This window comes from Aeromonas sp. CD (assembly GCF_033349375.1).
Lineage (GTDB): Bacteria > Pseudomonadota > Gammaproteobacteria > Enterobacterales > Aeromonadaceae > Aeromonas > Aeromonas hydrophila.
Map to the genome: position 1 here is coordinate 4,876,295 of NZ_CP137631.1, position 12,116 is coordinate 4,888,410.

12 protein-coding genes are annotated in these 12,116 nt (G+C 62.0%); 4 read left to right on the top strand and 8 right to left on the bottom strand.

Annotated elements, in window-relative coordinates; all coding sequences use genetic code 11:
• Window positions 1-24: 24 nt before the first annotated feature.
• The 4 genes from R2E40_RS22865 to fhuB are packed head-to-tail and all read left to right on the top strand — an operon-like array spanning window position 25 to window position 5,394.
• A complete protein-coding gene (locus tag R2E40_RS22865; RefSeq protein WP_318164451.1) occupies window positions 25-1,683 on the top strand; it encodes a multidrug ABC transporter permease/ATP-binding protein in 1,659 nt (552 codons plus the stop codon).
• A 22-nt stretch (window positions 1,684-1,705) separates the two neighbouring features.
• On the top strand, window positions 1,706-2,470 hold the full coding sequence (locus tag R2E40_RS22870; RefSeq protein ID WP_318164452.1) for an ATP-binding cassette domain-containing protein: 765 nt from the start codon (window positions 1,706-1,708) through the stop codon (window positions 2,468-2,470).
• Window positions 2,471-2,488: 18 nt separating this feature from the next.
• Window positions 2,489-3,415, top strand: coding sequence for an ABC transporter substrate-binding protein (locus R2E40_RS22875; RefSeq protein WP_318164453.1), 927 nt, complete (start codon window positions 2,489-2,491; stop codon window positions 3,413-3,415).
• Window positions 3,412-5,394, top strand: a complete 1,983-nt coding sequence (fhuB, locus tag R2E40_RS22880; protein ID WP_318164454.1) for a Fe(3+)-hydroxamate ABC transporter permease FhuB — start codon at window positions 3,412-3,414, stop codon at window positions 5,392-5,394. Before R2E40_RS22875 ends, fhuB begins: the two co-directional genes overlap by 4 nt.
• A gap of 70 nt (window positions 5,395-5,464) precedes the next feature.
• Here the strand turns inward: fhuB and mnmE are convergent, their stop codons facing one another.
• The 8 genes from mnmE to R2E40_RS22920 form a co-directional block, all read right to left on the bottom strand.
• Window positions 5,465-6,826 carry a tRNA uridine-5-carboxymethylaminomethyl(34) synthesis GTPase MnmE gene (gene mnmE / locus R2E40_RS22885; protein ID WP_318164455.1) on the bottom strand — a complete coding sequence of 454 codons (1,362 nt, stop codon included), beginning with the start codon at window positions 6,824-6,826 and terminating at the stop codon, window positions 5,465-5,467.
• A 97-nt stretch (window positions 6,827-6,923) separates the two neighbouring features.
• Window positions 6,924-8,570 carry a membrane protein insertase YidC gene (yidC, locus tag R2E40_RS22890; protein ID WP_011707925.1) on the bottom strand — a complete coding sequence of 549 codons (1,647 nt, stop codon included), beginning with the start codon at window positions 8,568-8,570 and terminating at the stop codon, window positions 6,924-6,926.
• A gap of 5 nt (window positions 8,571-8,575) precedes the next feature.
• Window positions 8,576-8,824 (bottom strand): membrane protein insertion efficiency factor YidD, encoded by a 249-nt coding sequence (gene yidD, locus R2E40_RS22895; RefSeq protein WP_010635605.1) that lies wholly within the window; start codon window positions 8,822-8,824, stop codon window positions 8,576-8,578.
• The gene (rnpA, locus tag R2E40_RS22900; RefSeq protein WP_318164456.1) at window positions 8,791-9,150 is read right to left on the bottom strand and encodes a ribonuclease P protein component; all 360 of its coding nucleotides are present in this window, start codon (window positions 9,148-9,150) and stop codon (window positions 8,791-8,793) included. Before rnpA ends, yidD begins: the two co-directional genes overlap by 34 nt.
• Entirely contained in the window at window positions 9,150-9,284 is a 135-nt protein-coding gene (gene rpmH, locus R2E40_RS22905) for a 50S ribosomal protein L34 (RefSeq protein WP_005307156.1), read from the bottom strand. The genes rnpA and rpmH overlap by 1 nt, the downstream gene beginning before the upstream one ends.
• Window positions 9,285-9,553: 269 nt before the next feature.
• Window positions 9,554-10,288 (bottom strand): amino acid ABC transporter ATP-binding protein, encoded by a 735-nt coding sequence (locus R2E40_RS22910; RefSeq protein WP_017410488.1) that lies wholly within the window; start codon window positions 10,286-10,288, stop codon window positions 9,554-9,556.
• Window positions 10,289-10,375: 87 nt separating this feature from the next.
• Window positions 10,376-11,044 (bottom strand): amino acid ABC transporter permease, encoded by a 669-nt coding sequence (locus R2E40_RS22915; RefSeq protein WP_011707929.1) that lies wholly within the window; start codon window positions 11,042-11,044, stop codon window positions 10,376-10,378.
• Window positions 11,045-11,803 (bottom strand): amino acid ABC transporter substrate-binding protein, encoded by a 759-nt coding sequence (locus tag R2E40_RS22920; RefSeq protein ID WP_005307144.1) that lies wholly within the window; start codon window positions 11,801-11,803, stop codon window positions 11,045-11,047.
• Window positions 11,804-12,116: the final 313 nt, after the last annotated feature.

Sequence of the window (12,116 nt, forward strand, 5' to 3'; positions counted from 1 at the left end):
ATCTCTCTGGAATACCGGTCCGTTATGGAACTCTTGTCTCTGGTTTATCGCCAATATCGTTGGCCCTTCATCGCCATTACCCTGCTCAGCCTGCTCAGTGCCGTCAGCGGGATTGGTGTCATTGCCTTTATCAATCAGTCTCTCGTCGAATCAGTCGGCGATCCGCTGCCGGTGCTCGGCCAGTTGATCGGCCTCATCTTATTGCTGCTGGTGATCACGCTCGGCTCTCAGCTGGCGCTGACCACCCTCGGCCATCATTTCGTCTACCGGCTGCGCGGCCGCCTGCTCAAGCAGTTGCTGGATACCGATGTCGCCCGCCTGCGCCAGATTGGCCAGGGGCCGCTGCTGGCCTCCCTTTCCAGCGACATCGGCCAGATCACCATCGCCTTCGTGCGCCTGCCGGAGCTGGTGCAGGGGCTGGTGCTCACCCTGGGGTCGGCTCTCTACCTCGGCTGGCTGTCGCCGGCCCTGCTCGGCGTCACTACCCTCTGGGTCACTTTCACCATGGTGGTGGGCTGGCTGCTGGTGAACCGAGTCTATCGCCATCTCTCCCACATGCGTCAGGCCGAGGATCGGCTCTATCAGAACTATCAGGCCATCATCGCCGGCAGCAAGGAGCTGGCGCTCAACCGCGAGCGGGCCCACTTCGTCTACCACCAGCTTTATCAGCAGAATGCGCAGGACTATCGGGAGCAGATCATCCGTGCCGACACCTATCACCTGAGCGCGGTGAACTGGTCGAATATCATGATGCTGGGGGCCATCGGTCTGGTCTTCTTCCTGGCCAACGGGCTGGGCTGGGCCGACACCCAGGTGGCCGCCACCTTCGCGCTGACCCTGCTGTTCCTGCGTACCCCCTTGCTGCAGGGCATTGGCGCCCTGCCGACCCTGCTCTCCGCCCAGGTGGCGTTCGACAAGATAGCGGCGCTCAATCTGGCCGCATCGGACGCCGACTTCCCGCTGCCGTCCGCGCCCCGTGCCTGGCAGCGCATCGAGTTGGAGCAGGTGAGCTTTCACTATCAGGGGGAGGGCGGTTTCGCCGTCGGCCCGATCAACCTCACCATCGAGAAGGGAGAGCAACTCTTCATCATCGGTGGCAACGGCTCCGGCAAGTCGACTCTGGCCATGCTGCTGACCGGCCTCTATCAGCCGGTAGCGGGCCGGATCCTGCTGGATGGGGAGCCGGTCACCGATCGCAACGCCTATCTGGCGCTGTTCTCCGCCATCTTCACCGACTATCACCTGTTCCAGCACCTGCTGGGGCCGGAACCCAAGGATGAGCTGGTGGCCGAGTGGCTGGAGCGGCTGCAGATGGGCAGCAAGCTCACCATCGAAGATGGCTTCATCGCCAATATCGATCTCTCCCAAGGGCAGCGCAAGCGGGTCGCTCTGCTGCTGGCGCTGGCCGAGCAGCGCGAGGTGATGCTGTTCGACGAGTGGGCCGCAGATCAGGATCCCCAGTTCCGCCGCATCTTCTATCAGCTGCTGTTGCCGCGCCTGAAGGAGATGGGCAAGACGGTGATCGCCATCAGCCACGACGATCTCTACTTCTCCCTAGCCGATCGGCTGCTGGAGATGCGCCAGGGCCGGCTCAGCGAGCTGACCGGCGAGCGGCGTGAGCAGGTGAGCCGCGATGCGGTCGCCCATCTGGATTGTGACTTGAATGCAGAGGTGCCGGTTTGAACCCGGCCAACAGGAACCGCTTATGTTTGAGATGAAATCAGCCAGCTTCGCGGTCAATGACCGCACGCTGCTGCACCCCACCGATCTCTGTTTCGAGCAGGGCAAGGTCTATGGCCTCATCGGCCACAACGGTTCGGGCAAATCCACCCTGCTCAAGCTGCTGGCACGCCAGCAGCCGCTCAGTGACGGCGAGATCCGGTTCGATGACAAGCCGCTGCCGGCGTGGGGGGCACGCGACTTCGCCCGTCAGGTGGCCTATCTGCCCCAGCATCTGCCGAGCGCCGAAAACCTGCTCGGACGGGAGCTGGTGGAGATGGGGCGCTACCCCTGGCGCGGCCTGCTGGGCCGGATGGGGGCGGAGGATCACCGCCAGGTCGAGCGGGCCATCGCCCTCACTCATACCGAACGCTTCGCCGACAGGCTGGTGGATACCCTCTCCGGCGGCGAGCGGGGGCGGGTCTGGCTGGCCATGCTGCTGGCGCAGGAGAGCCGCTTCATCCTGCTTGACGAGCCGCTGGCCGCGCTGGACGTGGCCCATCAGGTGGAGGTGCTCACGCTGGTCAAGCAGTTGAGCCGTCAGCTCAAGCTCGGGGTCATCATCGTCATTCACGACATCAACATGGCCTCCCGCTTCTGCGATCGGTTGGTGGCGCTGCACTCCGGCCGCCTGCTGACCCACGGCAAACCCGAACAGATCATGACCGGCGAGACCCTGCACGCCATCTATGGCATCCCGATGGAGGTCATTCGCCACCCGGCCCATGACCACGCCATCGCCATCGTTTAGATAAGGCTTGTTATCTCGATGTTTTTATTAAAGAAAGTTGGCTGGTTCTGCTACCTCTTGGCTCCGTTTATGTTGCAGGCCGAGTCAGCGATGCCTGCCGCTGCAGACCTCTCTCAAGCTGATGCTGTGAAGTCGGTACCCCGCATCGCCACCGTCGACTGGACCATAGCCGAAACCCTGCTGGCGCTCGGGGTGACACCGCTGGCGGTGGGGGATGTCGGCTCCTACCGCGCCTGGGTCGGCGAACCGCTGCTGCCGGCCGCCGTGGTGGATATCGGCCAGCGCGCCCAGCCCAACCGCGAGCTGCTGGCCGAGCTCAAACCCGATCGCATCCTCATCTCGCCGCTGGCGGTCCCGCTGGCGCCGACCCTCTCCCGCATCGCGCCGGTGCAATCCATCGCACTCTACGAGCCGGATGCCGATCTGTGGCAGCGACTGCACGAGGCGACCCTGACCATAGCCGCGCTGGTGAACAAGGCCGCCGAGGCCGAGCAACTGCTGGCCAGGCTGGACCAGGATCTGGCGCAGATGCGGGCCACATTACCCGAAGATCTGCCGCCCCTGCTGGTGGTGCAGTTCATCGATGAGCGCCATGTGCGGGTATTTGGCCGCCACAGCCTGTTCGAGGCGGTGATGCAGCGGCTCGGCCTGCGCAATGGCTGGCAGGGGGAAACCAATGCCTGGGGCTTTGCCGTGGCCAGCCTGGAGCAGTTGATGGCGCTGCCGCAGGCGCGGCTGGTGGTGGTAGATCCGATCCCGGTCGGGGTGAGCGAGCGGCTGCAGGAGCCCGGTCTGTGGCAACAGCTGCCGCAGGTGAGGGCAGCGGCCGTGCTGCATCTGCCTGCGGTGTGGAGTTTTGGCGGCGTGCTGGCGGCGCGTCGCTTCGCCGTGCAGCTCAGTACTGCGCTGCAGCAGGATGGGCAAAGCGGGGAGGGGCTGCAATGAACCGGATTTTTCCGTCGCCGCTGCGACTGCCTGTCAGCCTGCTGCTGGGGCTGATGCTGGTGCTCGCCGGTTGGGAGCTGGCCGGTCAGTTGCCGCTGGCGCGTTGGCTGGCGGCCCTGCTGTCGCCAGATCTGACCGATGCCAGCCAGGCGGTGGTCCACTTCAGCTGGCTGCCGCGTCTTGCCATCTGCCTGCTGGCCGGTGCCGCCCTCGGGCTGGCCGGCACCCTGATGCAGCAGGTGCTGCGCAACCCGCTGGCCTCGCCCACCACCCTGGGGGTGGCCTCCGGCGCTCAGCTGGCGCTGATGATGGTGACCCTGTTTGCTCCCTCCTGGCTGCTGCTGGGGCGAGAGTGGATCGCCATGGCCGGCGGCAGCCTCGCCATGGGGCTGGTGTTTGCCCTGGCCTGGCGTCGCCAGCTCAATCCGGTGGTCATCGTCTTTGCCGGGCTGGTGATCAACCTTTATCTGGCGGCCATCAGCATGGGGCTCCTGCTGTTCTTTCAGGAGGAGCTGAAAGGCTTGCTGGTGTGGGGCAGTGGCTCGCTGGTGCAGAACAGCTGGAGCGGGGTGAGCTACCTGCTGCCCCGTCTGCTGCTGGCTGGCATGCTGGCCGCGGTGCTGGTGCGCCCGCTGGCGGTGCTGGAGCTGGATGATGCCAGCGCCCGCAGCCTGGGGGTCTCCCTTTCGCACCTGCGTTTCGCCGGACTGGGGCTGGCGGTGTTCGTCACCGCCTGCGTGGTGAGCGTGGTGGGGCTGATCGGCTTCATCGGGCTGGCAGCGCCCGCCCTGGTGCGCTTGCTGGGGGTGAGAAAACTGGCCCTGCGACTGCTGTGGGCCCCGCTACTGGGTGCTCTGCTGCTGGCGGCTACCGATCTGCTGCTGCAATCCCTGAGCCGCAGCGGATCCGTGCTCATTCCGACCGGTGCCATGACGGCCCTGCTGGGAGCGCCGCTGTTGCTGTGGCTGATCCCGCGCCTGGGTATCAAGTCGGGCACGCCGAAGGCGAATGCCGCCCTGCTGGTGGCCCGCCACCCGGCGCCGGTCCGCCTTGTCGGCCTGATGTTGATGGGGCTGGTATTGGCGGTGATCGCCTCCCTGCTGTTTGGGCAGGGGATGGACGGCTGGCACTGGCCGAGCTGGCTGCGCTGGCAGGCCCAACTGGAGTGGCGGCTGCCGCGCACCCTGGCGGCCGGTGCGGCGGGCGTGTTGCTGGCACTGGCGGGCACCCTGCTGCAACGGGTCAGCAGCAACCCCATGGCGAGCCCCGAGCTGCTGGGGGTGAGTGGCGGCACCTTCATGGGGGTGATTGCCACGGCGCTGCTGCTGCCCGCCCTGCCGCTGCCCATGATGCTGGCCGGCGGCCTGCTCGGTGCCTTCGGTTGTCTGCTACTGTTGCTGCTGGTCAATCGCAGCCACGGCTTCCAGCCGGAGCGGCTGCTGCTCTCCGGCATCGCCATCACGGCGCTGTTCGAACCGCTGCAGGCCATCGCGCTGGCCAACGGTGACCTGCGGGTGCAGCAACTGCTCTCCTGGATGTCCGGCTCCACCTATTACGTCACCCTGCCGATTGCCGGCGGGTTGGTCGTGCTGGCGCTGACACTGCTGGCAGCCTGCCTGCTGCTCAGCCGCTGGCTCGATCTGCTGCCGATGGGACCGGCGGTGGCCGCCGCGCTCGGCATTCGGCTCAACCGGGCCCAGCTCGCCATCCTGCTGCTGGTGGCCGTGCTCACCGCCAGCGCGACCCTGGTGGTGGGGCCGCTCTCCTTCGTCGGTCTGCTGGCACCGCACATGGCCAAGCTGATGGGGCTGGTGCGGGCACGCTGGCATCTGCTCGGTGCCGCCGTCTCCGGCGCCCTGCTGATGGTGTCGGCGGACTGGATTGGCCAGCAGATCCTGTTCCCGCAGGAGGTGCCCGTGGGGCTGGTCTCCACCTTGTTAGGGGGCGCTTACTTCATGTGGTGTCTGCGCCGCCTCTAGGTTGGTGGATGAAAAGTGCACAAAAAAAGCCCGGGATGAACCCGGGCTTTTTATTGCCTGCCGTGCGGCGTTATTTGCCGATGCAGAAGCTGGAGAAGATGCGGCCCAGCAGATCGTCGGAGCTGAACTCACCGGTGATCTCGGAGAGGGACTCCTGCGCCAGGCGCAGCTCTTCGGCCACCAGTTCGCCGGCCACGAACACCTCCAGCTGCTCCTTGGCTACCAGCAGCCGCTCGGCGGCACGCTCCAGCGCATCCAGGTGGCGGCGGCGGGCCATGAAGCCCCCCTCGGTGTTGCCCTGGAAACCCATGCAGGCTTTCAGGTGCTCGCGCAGGGCGGGCAGCCCCAGCTCGGTCTTGGCGGAGATGCGGTAGACGGCGTGGCCTTGCTCCTGGCTCGGAGCCAGATCTTCGCCAGTCAGGTCGGCCTTGTTGCGAATGACGGTGAGGCCGATGTTTTTTGGCAACCGATCAACAAATTCCGGCCAGATCTCCCGCGGGTCGACCGCATCCGTGGTGGTGCCATCCACCATGAACAGCACCCGATCTGCCTGTTCAATTTCGGCCCAGGCACGCTCGATGCCGATCTGCTCCACCTTGTCCTGGGTGTCGCGCAGGCCGGCGGTGTCGATGATATGCAGCGGCATGCCATCCAGATGAATGTGCTCGCGCAGCACGTCGCGGGTGGTGCCGGCGATCTCGGTGACGATGGCGGACTCGCGGCCGGCCAGGGCGTTGAGGAGGCTGGATTTGCCGGCGTTGGGACGACCAGCGATCACCACCTTCATCCCTTCCCGCAGCAGGGCGCCTTGCTTGGCTTCGCCGCGTACGTCGTCGAGCTCCGCCATGATGGCGTAGAGATCGCCCGCCACCTTGCCGTCGGAGAGAAAATCGATCTCCTCATCCGGGAAGTCGATGGCGGCCTCCACATAGATACGCAATCGGGTGAGACTCTCCACCAGCTGCTGGATCTTGCCGGAGAACTGCCCCTGCAGGGAGTGCATGGCACTGCGGGCCGCTTGCTCGCTGGAAGCTTCGATAAGGTCGGCGATGGCCTCGGCCTGGGCCAGATCCAGCTTGTCGTTCATGAAGGCGCGTTCGCTGAACTCGCCGGGGCGGGCAGGGCGCAGCCCTTTTATCTGCAGGATGCGGCGCACCAGCATGTCCATGATCACCGGGCCGCCATGGCCCTGCAGTTCCAGCACATCTTCGCCGGTGAAGCTGTTGGGGGCCTTGAACAGCAGGGCGATGCCCTGATCCAGCGGCTGGCCTTGCTCATCCCTGAACGGCAGATATTCGGCATAACGCACCCGGGGGAGCTTGCCGAGCACTATCTCGGCGACCTGTTCGGCGGCGGGACCGGAGACGCGGACTATGCCGACGCCACCCCGACCGGGGGCGGTGGCCTGGGCCACTATGGTCTCTGTTGTCATCTTGCTTGACTCGTCTGTTCGGTAATTGCGGACATTGTAATAAAAAAGGCGGCCCGAAGGCCGCCTCTTTTGTCATCCATCTTGCCATCGGGAGCGATTAGCTGCGGGTATGCAGACCTTTCTTCTCCAGCTGACGGTAGATGATGGTCTGCTGGGTAATGGAGATGACGTTGCTCACCAGCCAGTACAGGGTCAGACCTGCAGGGAACCAGAGGAACATGAAAGTGAAGATGATCGGCATGAACTGCATCACTTTCTGCTGCATCGGGTCGGTGATGGTGGTCGGGCTCATCTTCTGCAGGTACCACATGGACGCACCCATGAGGATCGGTAGCACGAAGAAGGGGTCCTTCACCGACAGGTCGGTGATCCACAGGGCGAACGGCGCGTGGCGCAGCTCAACGGATTCCATCAGTGCCCAGTAGAGGGCGATGAAGATCGGCATCTGCACCAGGATCGGCAGACAGCCACCCAGCGGGTTGACCTTCTCCTTCTTGTACAGCTCCATCATGCCCTGAGACATCTTCTGGCGATCATCGCCGAAGCGCTCACGCAGTGCGGCCAGCTTGGGCTGCAGCATGCGCATCTTGGCCATGGAGGTGTACTGGGCCTTGGTCAGCGGGAACATGATGCCGCGTACCAGCAGGGTCAGCATGATGATGGCCACACCCCAGTTCTGGACGAAACCGTGGAACACGGTCAGCAGCCAGTGCAGTGGCTGGGCGATGAACCAGAGCCAGCCGTAGTCGACGGTCAGGTCGAGGTGGTTTGCCACCTTGGCCATCTGGTCTTGCAGCTTGGGACCGACCCACAGCTTGCTGGTCACTTCGGCTTGCTGGCCGGCAGCCACGTCAACCAGCGGCGCCTTGTAACCTATGATGGCCTGGTCTTTGCCAGGGATCACGCGGCTGTAGAAGCTGTTGGTATCGTCGGCATTCGGTGCCCAGGCAGAGACGAAGTAGTGTTGCAGCATGGCGACCCAACCACCCTTGGTGGTCTTGTTCAGGTCGGCATCCTTCATCTCGTCGAAGGTGTACTTCTTGTAGCGGGTATCTTCGCTGGAGAAGGCACCACCACGGTAGGCACTGGCCACCATGGCATGACCCTGCTGGTCTTTCGGGGTAGTCACGGTCTGCTTCAGCTGACCGTAGAACTGCACCTGGACCGGCTCGGCGGACTTGTTGTCGATCTTGTAATCGACGCCAACGGCGTAGTCACCACGCTTGAGGACGAACTCCTTGGTGAAGACCACGCCCTTGCTGTCGGTCCAGGTCATCGGTACGACGACTTGATCCTGACCATCGGCCAGCTGGTAGCTGGTCTGGGCGGCTTCGTAGGTGGGACGGCCCTGGGCCTGGCTGTCAGGACCATTGCGACCAACCAGACCGCTCTGGGCAACATAGAGGTGCTCAGGTTGGCTGGTCAGCAGTACGAACGGTTGATCCTTGCCTTCTTCCAGCTTGTGGGCCAGCAGATCGGCAGAGACGATGTCGCCACCCTGGGTATCCAGGGTCAGCTTGAGCACGTCAGAGGAGACGGTGATCAGCTTACGTGCGGTGTTCGCATTGGCTTGCTCGGAAACCTGAGGAATATCACCGGTCTGACCGGCTTCAGGTACGAAATGTTCGGTTTGGGCCACGGTAGTCGGGGCCGGCTTCGGAGCCTTGTCGGACTCCCACTGTTGCCAGAGCAAAAAGCTCACGAACAGCAAACCGATCAGGATGAGATTGCGTTGTGATTCCATAGTCTTCAGTTTCTTCGCTTTGGTTGCGGAACCGGGTCATAACCACCCTCGGATAAGGGATGGCATTTTAATAGACGTTTGCTGGCTAACCAAACGCCTTTTATGAAACCGTGAAGTCGGATTGCTTCTATCGCAAATTGGGAACAAGTCGGAGTGAAACGGCAGCGCGGCCCGAGCAGCGGGCTAATGATTAGCTGATACAGGCGTATCAGTTTGACAGCTACCCATTGCAACGGCGTGACAGAGTGCGCCATAGCTTTTCCAGTAACTTGAACAGTTCCTCGTTATCCATCTCTTTCACACCGGCCTTGGCGATCACGACGATGTCGATAGCGGGCAGATTGGCCTGATTGAGGCGGAAACTTTCCCGAACCACCCGTTTTACACGGTTGCGCCAGACGGCATGCTTGAGTGCTTTTTTGGGCACAGCGAGACCAAGGCGAGGGTGTTCGAGGGTATTGGGACAGGCGAGAAGCGTAATTTGCGGAGAAGCGGCCCGGACAGGCTCGGCGAAAACGCGTTTGAAGTGTTCGGGAGTTAACAGACGTAACTCCCGAGAAAAGGCGTGCTGGGTAGGCATTAGACTACCAGGCGGGCACGACCCTTGGCACGACGAGCGGCCAGAACTTTACGACCGTTGGCAGTTGCCATGCGGGCGCGGAAACCGTGAGAGCGCTTGCGCTTCAGGTTGGACGGTTGAAAAGTACGTTTCATGATTCGATTCCGTATTTCTGTACAGTTTTGATTGTCACACTTAGCCGACGCGCCAGCTATAGCGTGTGACGACTAGCAAAAGAGGCCGAATTCTAAACAGAGTTCGGCTTTTAGTCAATCCGCCGTTCCCTCTCTTCCTGCCCTGACCTTGCAAAGGCCCGAACCGGCAGTGAGGATCCAGAGGATCGAGGGCTCCGGATTATACTGGCAACCCGGGGTTTAACAAGGATCCTCCAATAAAAAAGGCGGCAATGCCGCCAAAGAGAGAGCTATTTAAGCACTTTGCGCAGGAACTCCCGGGTACGGGGATCCTGCGGATCGACCAATATCTGATCCGGCGGACCCTGTTCCACGATCCGGCCCCCTTCCATGAAGATCACCCGATCGGCAACATCTCGAGCAAATTCAATCTCATGGGTTACCACCACCATGGTCTGGTGCTGGCGGGCCAGCTCCTTCATCAGGCCCAGTACTTCGTCGACCCACTCGGGGTCGAGCGCCGAGGTGGGCTCGTCAAACAGGATCACCTTGGAGTGCGCGGCCATGGCTCGGCCGATGCCGACCCGCTGCTGCTGACCGCCCGACAGGGAAGCCGGATAGGCGTCCTGCTTGTCGGCAAGGCCGATGTCTTTGAGGATGCCGAGGGCGGTGGCACGGGCCTCTGCCTTCGGCTGTTTCCAGACGGTGATCAGCCCTTCGGCGATGTTGTCCAGCGCCGTCTTGTTGGCGAACAGGGCGTAGTTCTGGAACACGAAGGAGGCCCGCTTGCGCAGCTCTATCGCCTGCTGCTCGCTGGCCCTGGCCAGGTTGAGCTGCAGATCGTCGATGGCGAGATTGCCGGCATCCGGGGTCTCCAGCAGGTTGAGGCAGCGCAGCAGGGTCGACTTGCCGGTGCCGGAGGGGCCGATGATGACCACTATCTCCCCCTTTTTCACCTCCAGATCGATGCTGTTCAGCACCTGATTGCCGTCATATGCCTTGGACAGGCCGGTTAACTTGATCATGATGGCCCTCCTTTAAACAGGCGCAGTGTTAAAGCGTACTGCCTGCGTGCATGGCAGGCGGGTCGGTTGCATTGTCATGGCAACCCCCTAATAAGCACGGTTGAGCCGCACTTCCAGCAGATGCTGCAAGCGGGTAAAGAAGATCACCACCACCCAGTAGACCAGCGCCACCGCCATGAAGCTCTCGAAGAACTTGAAGGAGGAGGACGCTTCCATCTGCGCCTTGCCCATGATCTCGGCCACCCCCAGGGTAAAGGCCAGCGAGGTGCTCTTGATCATGTCGATGAAGTAGTTCATCAGCGACGGCGTCGCAATGCGGGCCGCCTGCGGCAATATGATCCGCTGCATCGCCTGGTAGCGGCTCATGCCGATACTGAGGGCGGCTTCCATCTGGCTCTTGTGGATGCCGATAATGGAGGCGCGGATCGATTCGGCCATGTAGGCAGCGAAGTGCAGGGTCAGGCCGACGATGGCGGCGGTAAAGGCATCCATCCCCACGAAGATGGGGAACAGCTGCGGCAGCCCGTAATAGAGCAGGAACAGCTGGACGAGTAGCGGTGTACCCCGGAAAAACGAGATATAGAGCATCGCCAGCCAGTGGATCACGGGAACGCGAAACACCCGTACTATCGCCAGGGCCAGCGACAGTACGAGTGCCAATACGAATCCCCACAGGGCCATCTCCATCGTGGTGCCCAGATATTTGAGCAGGATGGGAAACAGCCCCAGCGTGTATTCGAGGTCAAATTCCATCATTTATTTGTCGGTGATGTCGGAAGCGAACCATTTTTCAGAGATCTGACGCAGGGAACCGTCCTTGCGCATGGCGGTGAGGGCATCGTCGACCTTCTTCAGCAGCGCCTGCTTTTCAGGGGTCTTCAGGAAGGGCAGGGCGTTCTCGATGGTTTCGAACGGTGCGCCGGCCTGCTGCAGCGGCAGCTTGGACTCTTTGATCAGCTGGGCGGTGGAGACGCGGTCCATCACGAAAGCGTCGATCCGGCCCAGGGCGACATCCTGCTCGAAGGCGGAGTCATAGGTGCGGATGTCGATCTTCTTGTTCGGGTCGTTCTTGCGCAGCAGCTCTTCGAAGTTGGAGCCCAAGTTCACCGCAACCTTCTTGCCTTCCAGATCCTTGATGCCGTGAATGGTGCTGTTGCCCTTGCGGACCACGATCTGGGCACCGTCATAGACGTAGGGCTGGGAGAAGGCGTACTTGGCCTTGCGCTCGTCGGTGATGGTGATCTGGTTGGAGATGGTATCGACACGGCCGGTTTCCAGCATGCCGAACAGGCCGGAAAAGCTGGCGGTCACGAATTCGACCTTGTAGCCGGTGCGCTCACCGATCTGGTTCCACATATCCACCTCGAAGCCCTGCAGCTTGTCCTGCTTGACGAAGGTGAACGGGAAGTACTTGCCGGACATGCCGACCTTGATGGTTTCCTGGGCGATGGCTTGACCGGACAGGGCGGCCAGCAGAATGGCGGCGCCGGAGACCAGCTTGATGGATGACGTCATGGGGATTCCTCTCTCTCTGTTGTTCTGTATTTTTAGTTGTAAACACTGGATTTGCGCTGATGTTATTGGAATAAAAGCTAAAGAATAAATGATATTTGGTTATATAAAATAACCGCTTCAGGTCTGGATCTTTGGTGCCCCTGTCGATGGATCTGGCTGTGGGTAACTTTGGGGATGAAATCGGATTCGGCGCTGCTGGATCCTTGAAAGTCAAGGATCTTATTTGCTGGATCCGCGAGGTCGCGGCTAGAGATCCAGCCGCTAAAAACGTAGAATAGCCGGTCTTTAGTTAATCAATCGACGGGAGTTTAGA